General features: G+C 36.6%; 14 protein-coding genes and 1 pseudogene. 9 read left to right on the top strand and 6 right to left on the bottom strand.

The features are described 5' to 3' along the window. Window positions 1-1041: 1041 nt before the first annotated feature. Window positions 1042-1659, top strand: coding sequence for a recombinase family protein (locus CWB62_RS06265; RefSeq protein WP_138531065.1), 618 nt, complete (start codon window positions 1042-1044; stop codon window positions 1657-1659). Window positions 1660-1768: 109 nt separating this feature from the next. Then, window positions 1769-2548, top strand: a complete 780-nt coding sequence (locus tag CWB62_RS06260; RefSeq protein WP_138531063.1) for a hypothetical protein — start codon at window positions 1769-1771, stop codon at window positions 2546-2548. 331 nt (window positions 2549-2879) lie between these two features. On the opposite strand, the gene CWB62_RS06255 is transcribed toward CWB62_RS06260, so the two are convergent. Together CWB62_RS06255 and CWB62_RS06250 are read right to left on the bottom strand one after the other, a co-directional pair. Further along, the gene (locus CWB62_RS06255; RefSeq protein ID WP_138527369.1) at window positions 2880-4484 is read right to left on the bottom strand and encodes a DEAD/DEAH box helicase family protein; all 1605 of its coding nucleotides are present in this window, start codon (window positions 4482-4484) and stop codon (window positions 2880-2882) included. 126 nt (window positions 4485-4610) lie between these two features. Further along, on the bottom strand, window positions 4611-6629 hold the full coding sequence (locus CWB62_RS06250) for a recombinase family protein (RefSeq protein ID WP_171034586.1): 2019 nt from the start codon (window positions 6627-6629) through the stop codon (window positions 4611-4613). A 79-nt stretch (window positions 6630-6708) separates the two neighbouring features. Here CWB62_RS06250 and CWB62_RS06245 point away from each other — a divergent pair. Further along, window positions 6709-8013, top strand: a pseudogene (locus CWB62_RS06245) (YifB family Mg chelatase-like AAA ATPase); the annotation flags it as partial. Between the two features lie 40 nt (window positions 8014-8053). Here CWB62_RS06245 and CWB62_RS06240 read toward each other — a convergent pair. Both CWB62_RS06240 and CWB62_RS06235 read right to left on the bottom strand, forming a co-directional pair. Next, on the bottom strand, window positions 8054-8758 hold the full coding sequence (locus tag CWB62_RS06240) for a response regulator transcription factor (protein WP_058405906.1): 705 nt from the start codon (window positions 8756-8758) through the stop codon (window positions 8054-8056). A 183-nt stretch (window positions 8759-8941) separates the two neighbouring features. Continuing rightward, window positions 8942-11437: an alpha/beta hydrolase family protein gene (locus tag CWB62_RS06235; protein ID WP_138527367.1), complete on the bottom strand. Its 2496-nt coding sequence runs from the start codon at window positions 11435-11437 to the stop codon at window positions 8942-8944. A gap of 84 nt (window positions 11438-11521) precedes the next feature. Between CWB62_RS06235 and CWB62_RS06230 the strand changes: the two genes are divergently transcribed. The 4 genes from CWB62_RS06230 to CWB62_RS18830 all read left to right on the top strand — a co-directional run bounded on the left by CWB62_RS06230 (window position 11522) and on the right by CWB62_RS18830 (window position 14778). Continuing rightward, a complete protein-coding gene (locus CWB62_RS06230) occupies window positions 11522-12598 on the top strand; it encodes a hemolysin family protein (RefSeq protein ID WP_138527366.1) in 1077 nt (358 codons plus the stop codon). Window positions 12599-12719: 121 nt separating this feature from the next. After that, window positions 12720-13736: a metalloprotease gene (locus tag CWB62_RS06225; protein WP_138527365.1), complete on the top strand. Its 1017-nt coding sequence runs from the start codon at window positions 12720-12722 to the stop codon at window positions 13734-13736. 392 nt (window positions 13737-14128) lie between these two features. Continuing rightward, window positions 14129-14350, top strand: coding sequence for a hypothetical protein (locus CWB62_RS18835; protein ID WP_249310639.1), 222 nt, complete (start codon window positions 14129-14131; stop codon window positions 14348-14350). Beyond that, the gene (locus tag CWB62_RS18830; RefSeq protein ID WP_249310636.1) at window positions 14332-14778 is read left to right on the top strand and encodes a CPBP family intramembrane glutamic endopeptidase; all 447 of its coding nucleotides are present in this window, start codon (window positions 14332-14334) and stop codon (window positions 14776-14778) included. The genes CWB62_RS18835 and CWB62_RS18830 overlap by 19 nt, the downstream gene beginning before the upstream one ends. Window positions 14779-14872: 94 nt before the next feature. Here CWB62_RS18830 and CWB62_RS06215 read toward each other — a convergent pair whose 3' ends face one another. Next, a complete protein-coding gene (locus CWB62_RS06215) occupies window positions 14873-16186 on the bottom strand; it encodes a short-chain fatty acid transporter (RefSeq protein WP_138527364.1) in 1314 nt (437 codons plus the stop codon). A 178-nt stretch (window positions 16187-16364) separates the two neighbouring features. Here CWB62_RS06215 and CWB62_RS06210 point away from each other — a divergent pair, with 178 nt between their 5' ends. Together CWB62_RS06210 and CWB62_RS06205 are read left to right on the top strand one after the other, a co-directional pair. Beyond that, window positions 16365-17432, top strand: coding sequence for a potassium channel family protein (locus CWB62_RS06210; protein ID WP_058405911.1), 1068 nt, complete (start codon window positions 16365-16367; stop codon window positions 17430-17432). Beyond that, entirely contained in the window at window positions 17432-17635 is a 204-nt protein-coding gene (locus CWB62_RS06205) for a PLDc N-terminal domain-containing protein (protein WP_006791365.1), read from the top strand. The genes CWB62_RS06210 and CWB62_RS06205 overlap by 1 nt, the downstream gene beginning before the upstream one ends. A 17-nt stretch (window positions 17636-17652) precedes the next feature. On the opposite strand, the gene CWB62_RS06200 is transcribed toward CWB62_RS06205, so the two are convergent. Next, on the bottom strand, window positions 17653-18111 hold the full coding sequence (locus CWB62_RS06200) for an EVE domain-containing protein (protein ID WP_138527363.1): 459 nt from the start codon (window positions 18109-18111) through the stop codon (window positions 17653-17655). Window positions 18112-18138 lie beyond the last annotated feature (27 nt).

Here is an 18138-nt window from a genome sequence, read left to right as displayed (position 1 = left end):
TTAACTATACCTATACCTATACCTATACCTATACCTATACCTATACCTATACCTATACCTATACAGATATTTTTGACATCTTCATATGTCATTTTAGAGATAATCCGAGTAATTGAATCTAGGTTTAATGTTAGCTGTAGATAGACATTTACTAATAGTTCAATACCCATAACTATATTCCTTTTAGTTAGGGCTGCTTTACCACAACTCATAAAACCACAGTTAGTGTTACCAGTGAGTTAGATAGTATTAGTTCTCCTTAGCGGCTGAGTGAAGCACAAGAATGGTTAAGTTCTATATATGTGTAAAGTGTTTACTACTAAAAGAGTATAAGTAATTTAAATTATTAAAAAACAAGGCCTTATTTGTCAGCCCTGTATCAAGGATGTGATAAATCAAGATACTTCGGTAAGCTAATAATTCATTATCTAACATGGTTATATGGTTGATGGAATATGACTTTCTTAAGTGTCTTTATTTGGTTCTGAAGATTAAGGAAAGTACTCCTTGTATCTGAAGTATCTAACTCCCTCTCTAACCTTTTTAGGTATATTAATTTCTCTCGGAACTCTCTGAATCGTTTATAACTTTTTACTTTCATTTTAATTCCCTGTAGATAAGCTTAATTTCATCTGAGCTTCTTTTATGTCTTGATATATAAGATGTGAGTAATAGGTTATAGGGCAATAGGAAGGCTCTTTCCCGTATTTTAAAAAAGCTAAATCCTCGTGGGATAGGTAAATTATTTTATCTGTAACTGACTCTAGAAGTTTGTTTATTGTGCTATTCGAATTACTGTCCTTAGAAATTATGAATTGAAGTCCTTGGACTGCTAGATCTGTTAGTCGAAAACTTTTTCTATTTCTTTTCATTTTTATTACCGATACTCATTATTAAACCAATATTTATAAGCATTAATAATGCAGTCTGTTAAAGCATACCTCAAATAGACCTTTTAAATTTGGTCTGTTAAGTGGTGTTTACAAACTTAAAACAGACCTATAATATAAGACCACTTAAAACAGACTGGAAGTTATATTTATGTTTATTCGTGCATATTTAAGAGCGAGTACCGTTCAGCAAGATGCTCTAAGAGGCCGAGAGGAGCTTATTAAGTTCGCAGATGAGCAAGGCTATAAAATTGCGGGTTTTTATGTTGAGAATGCATCAGGGGCATCTATAGATAGGCCTGAAATATGGCGCTTACTTGAAGATAGTAACAAAGGAGATATTATTCTCATTGAAAAAATGGATAGATTAACAAGACTTCCTTACGAGCAGTGGAAGAATCTTGAAACTGAATTTCAAAATAGAGAAATTAATATAGTTGTATTAGATCAGCCTACAACGCATAGGGTTTTTTCAGATTGTGAAGCTGAAAGTTATATAGGGAAAGTTTTGAGCGAATTTATGCTTAATTTAGCAGCGGCTATGGCGCATGATGAGTATGAAACAAGAAAGAAAAGACAGGCTCAGGGTATTAAAAAAGCCAAAGAAAATGGTATTTACTTAGGGCGAAGACCTGATAAAAAAAAGTGGTCAATTATTTCTTCTATGTTAAAAGACGGAAAATCATGGTCTAGTATTATTAAAGATGCAGATTGTAGTCGAGCTACAGTTGCAAAAGTTTCAAAAATGGTAAAATCAGGAATATTATGATTAAGTCTATATTTACGGAATATCTATTCAATTAAAAAACTTTAAGGTTTATAATTTAAGTGTGTATATAAACCAATCTAAAAGTAATTTTTATTTGAAAAGGACATTCATGCGAATAACATTATTAATTTTTTCTATTTTTTTATCTGGTTGTCAAAGCAATAACTTCGAGAAGGTTGACTTTAAATACTCTAATCTAGCTCATATGAGTGTTGATGATGCAATAATAGAGCTTGATATAGACCCAAAAACATTGATTTTTGCCCTAAGTGATTCATTTCGTGCTCAGAACAATATGGTGTTAGAAAGAGAAAAATTAGATTTTTTCAACAGGAAATCAGCTGATTATAAAGCATGTTTAAACGCTCAAAATGATGTTTTTAAAACTGAGTTTTTGGCCTATCAACAGAATGATTTTTCGATTTATAAAGGGTTAAATAGAGGGAAAGTTTTCTCTAAATATGGAGTTTCTCCGCAGTGCGGCTTTTTTGACATTATAAAAAGTGATGTTGCTGATAGTTGGTTTTTAAAAGTAGAAGTACCACAGGGTAATTTCAACACTACAGTATCAGTGCCTAATGTAGAGTCATTCTTTGGATTTTCTGGTACGAACTTAATTAATGGTTCATCAACAACATATAAAGATAGAGTTATTACAACTAACTTTTCATCTCATTTGTATATTTGGGTATGGCAAGAAACCCCTGATTCGAAAACTAAAGTATATTTATATTCTAAACCTGTAAATGGTCAAGTCGAAGCGTGTGCAGGTTGTTCTATAGGGTATAGATGGTGGAAGCAAGCTAATGGTTATACTGAATCTAGATTAGTTAAGCACTATAAATATTTACTAGAAGATCTTGCGAACAAAAATTTATTTTTAAACTAAAGTTAGATTTTCGAATCAACTTGTTGATGAAGTGGTGCGCAGCACTAATATTGTGAGTAGTTTAATTTCATTCCATGAAATCACAGCGCTTTCGTAGAAAGCTTGTAGTAACTAATAAAAATAGTATTAATAATAAATATGTCACAAATGAATGATTAGTTATTGGGTAATTTGTGACATTTTTATACGAATCAACTTGTTGATGAAGTGGTGCGCAGCACTAATATTATGAGTAATTTAATTTCATTCCATGAAATCACAACGCTTTCGTAGAAAGCTTGTAGTAACTAATAAAAATAGTATTAATGATAAATATGTCACAAATGAATAATTAGTTTTGATCAAAATCTTTAAGCATAACCATCGTTTGTTTTTTGTTCAACAATAAGAATTCATTAATACCACCATCTATCTTATCAATTAGTGATTTTATTTTTTCTTTACCAAAATCAGCACGTCGCCTTTTAAGCCTCTGTCTTTCATTAACACTTAATGATGAGCCGTCTTTTTTCACGATTCTGACTTTTCTTCCAGGTTTTTTATTAAATATTTTGCTTGTTAGCTCTGCACACAAAGCCTCTACTTCTATAAAAATATTGAACTCATCTTTAAAGCGTTTCTGTACATAATGCGCTACTTTGTCATCAGGAAAAATAATAACAGCCTTACTATTATTGTTTGTATCTCGCAAAGATCCTCTAATCGCTGTCTGAAAATAGTTATTGTACTCAGATTGGGCTAGTTGTTCCTCCGTAGTTAAACCATAAATTAATTCATTTAGTTTGAGAATATGATCATTAGGTCTATTAGACCCAGCACATATTATTAGAGTGTTCTCAGTATATTTGTTTGAACCTTTAGTTATGGTACTTAATATGTTTAGGTTAAAATGCTTTTCCAATTTATTAGTAAGTGTAGAAGCTTTATTCTTAGTATTAAGAGAGACTAAACAGTTCTTGTGCTGATTTTTAAATTTTTTTACAATAATCGCAGCTAAGTCGTTTTTAATCGCATCATTGGTAGTAAACTTAGTCGTTCCAACTCTCGTGCTTCCTCCAATAGAAAAAAATGAGATATCGCGATTAGAAAAATTATATCTATGATTTTTAACTATGTTACGTTTAAATTTGATACCGCTCTTTTTCCATAGCTGTACATTTAGATTGTTATCAACTTCATCACCTATCCATACTACTGAAGCAAAGCTATCAGCTATCTTTGGACTTAATAAAGTAGTTAGATAAAGATCGTAAGAATCTCTAACCTTCCCTTTTAGTGCAATAAGTTGAATATCAGCGGACGTCCCCTTATTTATACATTTCTTTATTTTCAAAATAAGTGGATTAAAAATATTTAGAAGCTCATATCTATTTGTATTTACAGCACTATTGAAAGCTGGATTTACTTTTAATAAGGAAAATACCGCCCCATGCTCAGTCTCGTTAGATTTTACGTATTTAAAGCATTTTAAAATACGGTCGATCTCAAAACCTCTTGCTGAAGCTAATAGATCTGCTTTGAAGCTATTAGATTCGTCATCAATGAATAATATATCTTTTTTGTTGTTCATTTCCTCAAAGTTAAATTTAATAAGGGATGCTGAGCAAACAAAGATACATTTACCGATGTGATTATGATTTTTCTCTTTAACTACTGCCTTAAATGATTCTGATACATAACTGCTATTAAGGTCAGATTTAACCGTGTATATATTGTCGAGAAGCTCTTTTTTATCAGATGTAGTATGTAACTTAATTAAATTTTTTAGCTCTTCTTTTTTTTCTTCCATAGTTGCAATGCTATGTACGGCAATTACTACGTTAGCCCCATTTAATAATAGATCTATTGATTTCTCAAGTACTAAGGTTGTTTTACCTGAACCAACTGTGCCACATAGCAGTTGAATAGTTTTTTCTGTCTTTGTTAGTTTAATCATTTTTTTACCTATAGACTCTCCTTAAAGAGTATTTTTTTTGAACGAAAAAATTCCCCGACTACAAGTAGAGGGGGAATTAAATAAATTTTTGTGTTTTCTAACACTGCATATATTGTAATATAAGTGTTACTTTAAGTAAATAGCCTGAGCACAAAGCTCATTTATTAACTCATCTTTAATCGTTTCAAAGCTCTTTTCGGAAATTATAGTTAGCTTAGAGTGATTACCTTTAGCAGTTATATATTCAAGTTCTTGAGCAAGGCCTAGTTTAATAAAGTGCTTCTTTGCTTTCGTTTTATGTGTTTGCCACCTTTTTTCTGAAACACCCTCAGCTAATATATTCTTTTTCCGGTAAATCAAAAAGTTTCGCTTTATTAGTCTATTTTTAATATAACTTTGAAATGACTCAAGTGCAGTTTCTTTAGTTGAATCTTCAGAATACAATTTCAATAAAGTTGGATCAATATGCTCTAGTTTTGTAGATAAGTATGCTTTGCTTCTTATTTCATCAATTGAAAATGCTATTTTACCAAAAACAGTATCTTCTTTTAAATCAGCATATGGGGCTTGCTTATCTTTCAAGGCCATAAGTTGAACTCCAAGGCGTCTACCTGTCTTTTTAACTTGTTCAGGTATATAAAAGAAATCAACACCACCAGCACTTTTTATAATTTCGATAAGCCCATCTTTATGTACAATGATATCCTCTATAAGAGTTGATAATTTTTTTTGTAATACTCTTTTATTCTCAGAGCTTTCGCTGATAATTTTATCGATATACTCCTCGTTATAGTTTTTCTTATCAAAAAAATCTGCCCCAAATATTAATTTAGAACTTTTATACTGAATCTCTTTAATTTTAGCTTCTAGATTATCAATTTCTTCTTTTCTACTATACATATCCACCTCTATTTCTTTGTTGTAGAAGAGATGATTGTTATAGAAGAAAAGTTGCTTCTCATTAAATTCTTCTAACTTAGACTTTAACTTTTCTTTTAAAATTGTAAGCTCTTTTGGATTATCAATCTTAAAATTATTGCCTCTAAAGTAAGCAGCAAGATGACTGATTACTATCTTATCAATAGTGTATATTTTTTCTAAGTTATTACATTTAGCGTTAATACAAGCGTAGTAAGTTGCCCCTTTAGCATTTGTACGGATTACAGTCATACTACTTCCACACCCGCAATGAAGCTTCTTCATTCCTGACAAAAGAGTATATTCTTTTCTGCAATAGCTTTGATCTACATTTCCTCTAAATAAGGACTGCAATTGATACCATTCATCTTCATTACAGGCCGCAGGGTAGAAGTTATTCCGCTCATATTTTTTACTAATATACTTTTCTACATTTGTTTCTTCTCTAACTTTAGCTATTGCATCAAGGTCTTTTATTTTCACGACTAATCGACCATAAAGAGAGTGGGATTTTAGTAAATTACGAAGACCTGCTGAAGTCAGCGCTATATTCCTTTGAGACAAAAACTCTAAACACTTGCTTAAGCCGTTGCCTTTTAATGCAAACTTTATTAGTTCTTGTAAGATTGAAAAGTTTGTTGGATGAGCTGTTACTGTTTTATTAATAATTTTTACGTGAAAGGGCACACCTCCTACACCGATGTTATATGGTGCATTATTTTCACCTCTCTCTCCTCTATCAAATTGTTTTATTCTATTAATAGCATGGCTGTTAACTAAAAAAGATTTTTTTACAGACTCTTCATTTGCCAGTGAGAAAGATAAAGAGGCTAATACGAATGATAATTTACCATTATCTCCATGGCGTTCATAAAGACGACAGTCCATCGTTGTGTATATTTTGACCCCAGAGGTTAAAATTTTAGTGAAAATCTCCATAGCATCAGCGATGTTTTGTCGACTTAAGCGATCTAAATGTCTCATAACTATTATATCATTCGGCTTAATCCTTAATTCATCAATGTCAGATATTAAGTTTCCTAGTTCGTTTTTTAGGTTTTTCCCGTGGTATGCAGAGAATCCACTATCGGAATAAATTCTATCCGATAATGTCGTATTAAATTTCTGAGCAATTTCTTCTAATAGCTTTTTATCATTCTGCAAGCTCATCGATAAGCCTTCTAATTGCCTCGATGAAGACACCCTACAATATGCAATAATTGCCAAAATTCAATCCCCAAGTAAGTTTTACATATTGTAACTGAATCAATAATATAAAAAATACCATAAATTACATGTTTTTAAGTTAGCTCCCGCCGACTTACCCAAAGATGGTGGTCGGTTTGACCTTGCTATTGCCGTAGGTATTTTAGTGGCATCAGGGCAAATAGTGTGCCCTGATATTCATAAATATGAGTTTTACGGTGAACTTGCACTCAACGGTGAGGTACGTGGAGTAAATGCTATTTTACCTTCTGTGCTTGCTGCTAAGGAACAAAACCGCTGCTGCTTTTTACCCATAGCTAATGATAGCTTGGCAAGTCTTGTAAATGGTGTAAAACGTAAAGCGGTAAGCTCAATCCAAGAGGTATGGGGGGATTTACTAAACCAGCAGCCGTTGCCGTTAAATATAGAATACCCAGATTGCACGCAGGCACCTGACTTTTTACTTGATTTGAGCGATGTAAAAGGCCAGCCTGGCGCTAAACGTGTATTAGAAATAGCCGCTGCAGGTGGGCACAACCTGCTATTTTTAGGTCCACCGGGAACCGGTAAATCAATGCTTGCTCAACGAATGGCCACAATAATGCCGGCTATGTCTGATGATGAAGCGCTTTCAACTGCCGCACTTTATTCAATTATTGGTCATTCAATCGATTTAACAAACTGGCGGCAACGCCCTTTTCGTAATCCTCATCATACCTGCTCGGCGGTTGCATTAGTGGGAGGCTCATCAAATCCTAAGCCGGGTGAAATTTCGCTAGCGCATAATGGGGTATTATTTTTAGATGAACTTCCAGAGTTTGAGCGCAAAGTGCTCGACTCCCTGCGTGAGCCAATGGAAACCGGTACGGTAACTATTTCGCGTGCGGCGCGGCAAATGGAGTTCCCTGCGCAGTTTCAGCTCATTACAGCGTTAAACCCAAGTCCTACGGGAAGCCACACCGATAAACGAGCAACACCCGATCAAGTTATACGTTATTTATCTCGTGTATCAGGCCCATTTGTTGACCGTATTGATTTGCAAATAGAACTACCACGGTTAACAAGCGTAGAACTGCAAAGCACTAAACGAGAAGAAACCAGTGCACAGGTGCGTGCGCGGGTAGAAGCAGCTTATTACATACAGTTAAAACGCCAAGGCAAAGTAAATGCGCGGCTTAATAATAAAGAAATGAGTATTCACTGTGAGCTTGCTTCAGCAGAGCTGCAGTTTTTGGCGAAGGCCAGTGAAAAGCTGTCTTTATCGCCGCGCTCTTACCATAGGGTCATTAAAGTAGCGCGTACGATTAGTGATTTAAAAGGGAATGAAAAAATTAGCTTAGACGACTTAAAAGAGGCATTAAATTACAGAGCCTTTGAACGCTTAATTGCTCAACTCACCAAGTAACCAAAGTTGAGTATAAATAGCTTAAACCGCTTTTTAACAACTATATAGAGAGCATGTAGCCTTTGCCACGCACTGTGACAATACGCTTTTGATCTTTTTCATCGTTTAGCTTTTTACGCAGTCGACCAATAAGAACATCGACTGTACGATCGTTAGGGCTCCAATCTGGCTGTCCTATTTCTTCAGATATTTTTTCACGTGAAGTGGCTTTACCTGCATTACTTATTAAACAAATAAGTACTTTGTGCTCAGCTTCAGTTAAACGTGATTCAACACCAGATGAGGTAATTAGGGTGCGATTATCGGGGTGTAATTTAAAGTCGGCGTATTCAATAAACTCTTCACTTTCGTCGCTATCTATATTAACGGCAACGCGTTTATATAAAGCACGCATGCGTAGTTCAAGCTCAAGTAAATCGACAGGTTTACAAATATAATCGTCTGCACCTTGGGCAAGGCCTGCTATGCGATCTGCTTGGGAATCACGGCTAGATAGCACAATAACACCAATGTCTGTTAGGGTATTGAGCTCTTTGGCAAGCTGTAGCCCATCAATTTTAGGCAAAACAATATCTATAATGGCAAGTGTAAAAGCATCGCGCAGGTTTGACCGCTGCTTTACGATGCTTAGTGCATCAGCGCCAGTTGAGTCTACTTCTATTGTAAATTCGGTTTCTGCAAAGTGATTTTGAATGCGTTTAACGAGTATTTCGTCGTCTTCAACCAATAAAACATTAATAGCCATAGTACTTTATTTTAAATGTTTGTAGCTCTGTATGGTAGCACCATTAGGTAAATGCTGAGAAGGGGTTACATGCTAGTTTTAAGTAACTTAATATTTCAAAAATATTAAAATAATTATAAAAAATTAAAAAGCGCCCTTATATTTGAGGGCGCTTTTCATAGCGTTATAAAATACCGGATTAAATTATTTACCTTCGTACATTGAATCCCACCACTGTGGCTCATCTTTTAGTTTTTTATCAAAATAAGCCAGCATAGTATTCCACCAGTTAAAGCGTTTATCGCGAGCAAAAATTTGATGGTCTGCGCCTTTATACTCAATAAGCTCTACGTCTTTATTTAGTAGTTTAAGTGCAGTGTACATTGTTAAACTCTCGCCTACCGGTACGTTAGTATCGCTATCACCATGAATAAGTAACAGTGGAGAGGTTACTTTATCAGCATGAAATACCGGACTATGTTGGCTATAAAGCTCAGCGTTATTCCATGGGAAGCTGTTTTTAGATGCCTCACCAGAATATAAGTAGCCCCACCATCCTTCGCCCCAATAAGAGGTTAAGTTTGAAATACCGGCATGGGAAATAGAAGCGCTAAATAAATCGGTTTTTGTAGCCAATAACATAGTCATAAAGCCACCATAAGAGGCCCCTAAATTACCAACTTTGGTATTATCTACATAGTAGTATTTTTTTAAAAATGCCTGTGTCCCTTCAATAATATCGTCGGCGGTGTAATCACCCCATGCATTAACATGTTGCGCTGAGAATTTTTGTCCAAAGCCCGTTGCACCGGTAGGTTGTACTACATAAACCACATAGCCGTTTTCTGCCCATAAGTTAAATGGGTAACGGCCGGTAAAGCCACGAGTAACAGGTGATGTACCACCGTAATAATAAACAAGAGCAGGGTACTTTTTAGTTTTATCTAGGTTACTTGGCACATAAACACGGCCGGTTATTTCAACACCACTTTTATTAGTAAAGTTAAATTCTTCAAGGGTGGGGATTGTTGTATTGGCATAAGCAATTGGTTTTGAATCCCAAATAAGATCGGTTTTGTTTTTACTAATATTAAGGCGTTTTAGTTGTTGGGGCGCTAAAGCACTTGTGCCAGTGATTAATACTTGTGAATTACGCCCGTATGAAACGCTAAATTTTTCTACAATATCTACACTGGTATTTAACTTTTTAAAGCGCTGCTTACTTAGGTCAAATAAATACAGTGGTTGAGTGTCTTTTTCGGTCACTTTAAGTACCGCATCGCCGTTTTCTAACACGCTTAGCTGACCAATCGATGGGTCGAATTGTTTACTGAGCGCAGTGACATTTTTACCGTTGTTAGTTAACAGGTAAAGCTGTCCGTCGTAATTATTGGCAAGCATTGACTTTGGCAGCGCTCTGCCAGCGCCATTTTTAAAGTCGGGACCTGCAACAACATACACGTCTTTGTTTGCGTATTTTGCTTGGTTAAATGTATTAAATTTACCAAGTGACAAAAGTTTGTTTGATTTTATATCCAGCTCAACGAGCTCTGTCTCAGGGTGAGTAGACGCTTGCATAGCCATAACCGAACGGCTCATTAATACTTTTCCACGCGCACTATTTAAATCTTCAAAGCTATGAGAAAGCGGGCCTTGGCTAAGCGTTTTTGTTAAGCCACTTTTAGTATCAAGCATATAAAGTTGGCTGGTGGTGCGCGCATATGACCAACGATCTTGAAGGCCTTTGTAATGCTTGGTTAAGTTGTGACTGTTTTCTGGTGATTTAGACCAGCTAAATACGATGCTAGTGTCGTTAAAAAAAGTGAAACCACTCGCGCCGGCTAAGTCGCTTGCCAGTGTTTTAATAGCTAAGCTTTTACGATTAAGCTGTTTTAGCTCACCATTTAACAAGTACACTAAGTACTGATTATCTGGGCTCCAAATAATGTTACTTGGTTGTCCATCTTCAAATCGATATACAGTCAAGTTGTCTGTATTTTTTAACTGGGTAACCAAGTTGGCTTTATTTTGATTCTTATCGTCATAAGTGCGTTTAGTGGTTATGTATTGCTCAGCGTTGGGCGCTAGAGATATATTACTGAGGGTAGGTGCATCAAATAATTGCTTTGCCGATAAGCGCTTTATGTTTGATGTATTTAGCGTAATTTTATCAGTGTCACTTTTAGGGATGAAATCGATAACCACATCATTCCAGTTTGCGACTTGTTGCGCCAAAATAATAACGCTGTGAGTGGAGTTAGTTAAGGCAAGCTTATAACTGTTTTTATCACCTTTTTGAAGCTCACTATTAATAAATAATTGCCCCTCTTCAATCCCCTTTAAAGTCAGAGTGCCTTGTGTAAAACGCGTTGTTTCTATATTAAACTTCAGCGCTTGAAGTCCGCCAAGGGTGAGTGCGCTTACTTTATTGAATGGTTGCCAGCTTTGTTTTTTACCGAAAATAGAAAAACTATCTGAGTTTGCTTGTAATTGTGGCAAAAGGTTGTTGATAATGGCTGAGCCATGAGGCGTTTGAAAAGGTTTTAATTGCATATCTTCGGCAATAGGGCCGATAAATTGAATCTTTGATTTGTCCAATGGTTCAGCAATTGTTGCAAAGCTTAAACTGCTAAACGCTAATAAGCCTAAGGCTCGTTTAAGTCGCTTGTTGCGATAACACCAAGGTGCATTAAATTTCATTATTGTGCCTGTTATTATTGGATGTTTGGTCAAATATAGCATGTATTGTTAACATGCTCATCCATCCAATATAAAGGAGAGAAAGTGACTTTACTGATTGTTTATATGGTTGTGGCCATTGTTATTTCGTTTTTGTGCTCTGTGATGGAGGCGGTGCTATTAAGTATTTCGCCAAGCTATGTTGCATCACTGAGAAAAGAGCAACCTGAGCTTGCTAAGCAACTTGAAAAACTAAAAAATAATATAGATCAGCCATTAGCAGCTATTTTAACCTTAAATACCATTGCACATACCGCAGGTGCGGCGGGTGTGGGGGCGCAAGCTGCTGTGGTTTTTTCTGATGCTGCAGTAGGAATTGCCTCAGCAATAATGACTTTACTGGTATTAGTTCTTTCTGAAATTATTCCAAAAACACTGGGTGCTAATTATTGGCGTGCCTTAACGCCAAGTGTTACCTACTCTTTACGGTTTTTGGTGATTTCGCTAAAGCCCTTTGTATGGTGTGCGCAAAAGTTAACAAACCTAATGGGGCCAAAACACGACGAGGCTTATTATATTCGCCAAGAAATAGAAGCCATGGCAGATATTGGCACTGAGTCGGGTGCTTTGCACGAAGATGAGTCTGAAATTATTCGTAATCTTTTACATTTTAGACACGCAAAATTGTCTGACTTAATGACGCCGCGCACGGTTATATTTAAAGTACATAAAGACTTAACAGTAAACCAATATTTAAATGAGCATGGTTCGTCATCGTTTTCCCGTGTATTAATCTTTGATAAAGATGCTGACGACATTGTCGGATTTGCGCATAAAAACGATATTATGTTGGCCTATCATCGCTTAGGGACCGATTATAAAATTAGTAAGCTGATCAAACCAATCTATACAGTACCCACATCTCAAAACGTATCGTCATTATTGCAAACACTACTAACGCAGCGTACGCACATATGTTTAGTCGTGGATGAATACGGAGAAGTGCGTGGCATTGTAACGCTTGAGGATATGATTGAAGCACTAATGGGCTTAGAAATAGTCGACGAGCGCGACCAATCAACCAATATGCGTGCAGTAGCAAAACAGCGCTGGCGTAAACGTTTAGCCAGCAGTGCGCATATTGTTAGTGCAGAAGATGAACACCCTAAAGAAGAAAAATAGCCCTTTACTTGCAGCGTTAGCTATTGCTAGGTGCTTAAACTTAATACAATAGTTAACGCCTGCCCTCGTGTTTTTTTAGCCAAACGGTATACTAGCGCGATTATTTTAAATGGCTTTAATTATGATAAGGATAGATCTCACCTTGGCTGACCAGCCATTTTCATTGATGGTTTCTGGGCAGCAAATAGTACAAGTATTTCATAACCAGCAAGCTATTGCGTTTGATACTCCTCGAGAACATTACTATCAATTTAATTTTCAAGATAAATTAATAGGTATAGATACCAGCACAACTGCTGAGCAAAGTATTTCGTTATTTGTAGACGAGCAATTTGCTACTCAGCTCGCTTTACCAGCCCCAGTTAATGGCGAACCTAAAAGAGGGTTTTTAGGGCTCGCGGCGCTTGGCTTTAAATTATTTAAAAGTGCAAAAGTAGTAAAGGCTGCGCTGGCGGGTGCATCTGTTGCTGGGTATGCCTGGCTATTTAGTATTGAATTTGCGCTGATGCTTATAACGTGTTTAGTAGTGCATGAGTATGGGCACGTAAGAGCAATGAAGTACTTTGGTATAAAAACCAAAGGTATTTACTTAATCCCATTTGTAGGTGGGTTAGCTGTCAGTGACGATAAAATAACAACCCGCTGGCAAGATGTGGTGATATCGCTCATGGGCCTTGCATTTGGTTTGTTTACCTCAGTGTTAGGTGTGGTGCTTTATTACGCCACAGAGATGGACATATTTGCCGGTGTTGCGGTATTAAGCGCACTACTTAACTTATTTAACTTACTGCCTATTTTACCGCTAGATGGTGGGCATGTATTAAAGAGTATCAGCTTTTCTATGCGCTCATGGATTGGACTAAGTGTATGCTTGCTGGGTGTGTTTTTTGGCTTATGGCTTAGTTATACATTTGGCTTGATGTTACTGGTGTTCTTTTTGTTTGTGGGCGCACTGGAAATTGTATTTGAATGGCGCGGCCGACATTACTCCCATTTATTGCCGCTTGATAAATACGGCCAAGGCTTTTCAGCGGTTATGTATGCACTGGTCGTTGCAGGCCATGTGGCAATGATGATGCATTTTGCAGACTCTGACAATCCAATACTTAGTTTACCTATGACGATTTTATCGAGCTAACAATAAAAAACCGCATGGTAGCTCAAAGCTCGCTCACCATGCGGTTTTTTTGCACGTTGCTTTTTAAGGTTTGTGTGCATTTGTTGTTTAGAAAGAAAGCTGACGCTCAGCAAAGTGGGTGTTTAGCAGGGGGTAATAACCCTTCCCCAACCACTCTAAATAAAACTAACTGTATTTATTTTAGCTTGTGTGGCGATAGCAAAATATTAGTTTTTGTTTGTTTCTTAATGGGGTAATTGATAGGGTAATATCCTTGGGAATAAAAAATAACAATAAACCGTGAGCTGATAAAATTATGGATGATGCGATAAAACAAAAAGTAAATCAAAGCACAGGGGAATATTTATTGTTCACGCTTTATTGGTTGGCCTTTTTTTTCACTGGCGCTCCCAATGGTCTCATACTTGATTATTTTTTTATCGGGTGGTGGGGCATTATTTTTAAATGACCTTACACATTTAGAGCAACTAGATTCGAATCCTGGCTTAGTTTTTATATCTACCTTCCTCACTGCTGTACTTACGCTGCTATTTTTAAAGTCTACTCTTGATGCGCAAAATAAAGGCGACGTTATTGGGCGCTTAGCAATAAAAAAATGGCTCTGTTTCCTTTAATCATTACAGTGCTATTAACAGCGGCTTACGTTTTACTGGAACAATGGCTTTTTGGTTTTATGGAAATCGCCGTACCAGACTTTATGTTAGAAGTTGAAGCACAAACAAACTCGCTTTTAGATAAAATTATGCTGCTTTTAGCAGTAGGATTTATTGGGCCTATATATGAGGAAGTAGTTTTTCGAGGAGTGGCATTCTATAGGCTGAAAAAAACCGCCTTGGGAGCTATTGGCGCAATTATTATCCCAAGTATCGTGTTTACATTGATACATGGGCAGTATGATCAAGTTGAAATTTTTATTTCTCTGTTTGTATTTTCTTGCTTGGTGGGACTACTTCGTCATTTATCGGGTAATCTGTGGTATTGCATTATCGCTCACATGATCTGTAATTTATTAGCACTAGGTGACATTATTTGGTGGTATTAAATGACTTACCAGTTAACTTTATTTTCTTGCTTAGTTTTTTTGGTTTGCAGCTAGCAAGCGCGATATAAAATCGCGCGTATTTATTACCAAAATACTACGGATAAAAACTTAGCATCAACGCAATAAATACCCCCGTTACAAATAGCTGTACTACACAAAACCCCATAATATCTTTTGCTTTTAAACCTGCAATGGCTAATACCGGTAAAGCCCAAAAGGGTTGAATTAAATTGGTCCACGCATCGCCCCACGCTACAGCCATAGCAACGCGTGATATATCGGCGCCCAGCTCTTGCGCTGCGGGTATAACAATAGGTGCTTGTACTGCCCATTGGCCGCCACCTGAGGGCACAAACATATTAACGAGTCCTGCACTTATAAAGCTGTAAAATGGCAAGCTATCAGCATCTGCAATGGCAATAAAGCCTTGTGATATTTGTTGTGCTAACCCTGTATCGACCATCACCGCCATAATGCCAGCATAAAACGGAAACTGAATAACAATACCCGCACCACTAGGAATTGCTTGTTGTAAGCTATTAAGCACATTGTGAGGAGTTTGATGTAGCGTAATAGCTAAAAATAAAAACAGGGCAATTACACTATTGAGGTTTAAGCCACCACCAAAAATAAAAAAGTAATAGCCTAAGTAGGCAAGTCCCATTAAGCCAATGCTCATACCTAGTAGTTTACTTTGCTCTAAATGTTGTGCAGGACGCGTTACATTACTTGCTGCAGGTGTACTGGTGTTCAATAGGTTTGGATCAATATAAATACTGTCGTTTTCACTGGGTAACATGTAGCGGTTTACTAATGGGACGATAATAAATAAACCAATCAGAATGGCAATATTAAAGCCTGCAAATAAGGTTTGATCTGTACTAACAATACCCATACTTGCCTGTGAAAAGTGTCCTGGTGTTGCAATGGTTAGCGGGATTGAGCCTGCAAGACCGCCATGCCATACAACAAAGCCAGTATAGGCACTAGCTACTAATAATCGATAATCAACACGGGTATGTTTTGCAATAGCTTTGGCAAACAACGCACCAATAACAAGGCCAAATCCCCAGTTTAGCCAGCTCGCTAAAAGTGAAATCAAGGTAACCAATATAATTGCTTTAGGCGCGGTATTGGCTAAGGTTGCTAGTTTCTCTAATACTTTGCTAATGGGAGGTGTACTTGCCAGCATGTAGCCTGTAATAAGTACAAGCAGCATTTGCATAGCAAAGCTTAATAGGTTCCAAAATCCATTGCCCCATGCTTGCAGTACATTAATACTGGTGAAAGGTGTAAATATACTGGCAGCGCAAAATGTAATAAGTGTAAGCAAAATTACAAATATAAATGGGTCGGGTAGGTAACGCTCAACCAGTTTTGTAAATGGGGTGGCTATTCTATTAAGCATAAAAATACAGTTTAGTGTTTGTTTGTAGATTAATTAATCACGAAATGTGGTTATGTGCAAATCACAATTAGTATTACAGGGGACAGTTTTATACTGTCTATACCTTAAACGTTGATTAAAACTAAGGCATACAGTAACGTACTGTTTATAGATAATTTAATAACAAAGATTTTGTATTATGCCGGTGATATTTAAAAGGTTAGCGTTACTTGTGCGCGCTCATATTGATCAATTGAGCTGGCAAGCAGTGACCTTTGCAATTTTAACTCATATGCTCGTAACCTGGTTGCTACTGTATGTTGCTAATGAACAGGCATTAACCTCTATAACCACTTTTTTTTACTATTACACAGTGACAACCTCAACAGTAGGGTATGGTGATTTTAGCCCGACAACAGAGCTTGGTCGGTGGGTGGTTGCTTTAATACAAATTCCGTTTGGTTTAGCTTTATTTGGTGTTTTGCTTGGAAAAGCAGGACAAACTGTTACTTACTTAATTAGGCACGCTATGACTGGTGATAAAGATTTTGCTCACAGTAATAACCACATCATTATTTTTGGTTGGCACGATACCAGAACTAAAAAAATGATTGATTACATTTTGGCGGATACAAAACGCACTGAACGTCGTATTTTACTCGCGGTAACAGAGCAAATGGAACATCCGTTTTTAGCAAATGAGCAGGTTGATTTTGCGCGTCTTTCTAGCTTTACTGATTTAGCTGAGCTGGAGCGTGTAGCAATCAGGCATGCCGATAAAGTAATTATTGATGGGCAAGACGACGACCAAACATTCACTACTGCGCTGCGTATTAGCCGCTTAGTAAAAGATGAGTGCCATATTAGTGCTCATTTTTTAGATGAAACTAAAGTCGATATGTTACTTGAACATTGTCAAAATATAGAATGTAGCAGCGCTAAGTCGGCTGAAATATTAGTTCGTTCTATGCAAGATCCCGGTTCTAGTCGAGTACAAGAAGAGCTGCTTTCTACATTACATGGTGATACACAATTTAGCTTAAAAGTCCCCAGTGGTTGTAAGGAAATGGAGTTTGGCACTTTATTTCATCATTTTAAAAAGCAGCACGACGCTATTTTATTAGGTGTAGCACATAACTTGAGTGCTCAAAATATGGACTTAAATCCACCTTTGGATTATAAAGTGAATGAAGGGGATATTCTTCACTATATTTCTGTTGAGCGCGTATTGAGCGGCGAAGTTGATTGGTCAAGCTTGGAAAAATAATGAATGAAGTTATATTTTTAATTGTTATTTTAAGTGCGTACATTTTACCTGTAGTCATTGTACTGAACAGTAAACGTACGCAAGGCCACGAAAAAAACGGTTGGCTCATCGGCATCATCTTTTTTTCGTGGTTAGGACTTATTATGTATTTTGCAATTGTGCCCAAGCACGGGCACAAAAAGAAAAAAGCAGTAAAAAAATAAGCGCAACGCGACCCTTACTATTTGGCCATTTTTATAATTTCATTCCAATCATGCTCTGTTACGGGCATAACAGATAATCTTCCTGCTTTTTTTAGTGCTAGCTCAGTAATGCTGTTGTTTGCTTTTATTGATTTTAAGCTCACAATTTTATTCAAATGTTGGTGGTAGGTTACGTTAACCACTACCCAGCGCGGGGTATCGCTGGTGGCTTTAGGGTCATAATAATCGCTATTTAGGTCAAATTGAGTAGGGTCTGGATAGGCTGAACTTGTTACCTTTGCTATACCCGCGACGCCTACGTTTTTACAGCTCGAATGATAAATCATCACTAAATCGCCTTCTTTAACATCATCACGCAAAAAGTTTCGGGCTTGGTAATTTCTTATACCTTCCCACATTGTTGTTTGGTTAGTTGCGTGTTTTAGGTCGTCAATTGAAAAGGCATCGGGTTCGGTTTTAAACAGCCAGTAAGCCATAGTTGTATTCCTAACAAAGATTTACAT

The organism is Pseudoalteromonas sp. S408 (assembly GCF_005886645.1).
Classification (GTDB): domain Bacteria; phylum Pseudomonadota; class Gammaproteobacteria; order Enterobacterales; family Alteromonadaceae; genus Pseudoalteromonas.
This window is presented reverse-complemented; position numbering and strand designations above follow the sequence as displayed.

What these genes read in the sequence shown, in the direction of transcription:
- CWB62_RS06260 (WP_138531063.1), top strand. Translation starts at nt 1,769, where the DNA reads ATGCGAATAACATTATTAATTTTTTCTATTTTTTTATCTGGTTGTCAA.
- CWB62_RS06240 (WP_058405906.1), bottom strand. Translation starts at nt 8,758, where the DNA reads ATGGCTATTAATGTTTTATTGGTTGAAGACGACGAAATACTCGTTAAA.
- CWB62_RS06210 (WP_058405911.1), top strand. Translation starts at nt 16,365, where the DNA reads ATGCCGGTGATATTTAAAAGGTTAGCGTTACTTGTGCGCGCTCATATT.
- CWB62_RS06235 (WP_138527367.1), bottom strand. Translation starts at nt 11,437, where the DNA reads ATGAAATTTAATGCACCTTGGTGTTATCGCAACAAGCGACTTAAACGA.
- CWB62_RS18830 (WP_249310636.1), top strand. Translation starts at nt 14,332, where the DNA reads ATGGCTCTGTTTCCTTTAATCATTACAGTGCTATTAACAGCGGCTTAC.
- CWB62_RS06205 (WP_006791365.1), top strand. Translation starts at nt 17,432, where the DNA reads ATGAATGAAGTTATATTTTTAATTGTTATTTTAAGTGCGTACATTTTA.
- CWB62_RS06225 (WP_138527365.1), top strand. Translation starts at nt 12,720, where the DNA reads ATGATAAGGATAGATCTCACCTTGGCTGACCAGCCATTTTCATTGATG.
- CWB62_RS18835 (WP_249310639.1), top strand. Translation starts at nt 14,129, where the DNA reads ATGGTCTCATACTTGATTATTTTTTTATCGGGTGGTGGGGCATTATTT.
- CWB62_RS06255 (WP_138527369.1), bottom strand. Translation starts at nt 4,484, where the DNA reads ATGATTAAACTAACAAAGACAGAAAAAACTATTCAACTGCTATGTGGC.
- CWB62_RS06200 (WP_138527363.1), bottom strand. Translation starts at nt 18,111, where the DNA reads ATGGCTTACTGGCTGTTTAAAACCGAACCCGATGCCTTTTCAATTGAC.
- CWB62_RS06265 (WP_138531065.1), top strand. Translation starts at nt 1,042, where the DNA reads ATGTTTATTCGTGCATATTTAAGAGCGAGTACCGTTCAGCAAGATGCT.
- CWB62_RS06215 (WP_138527364.1), bottom strand. Translation starts at nt 16,186, where the DNA reads ATGCTTAATAGAATAGCCACCCCATTTACAAAACTGGTTGAGCGTTAC.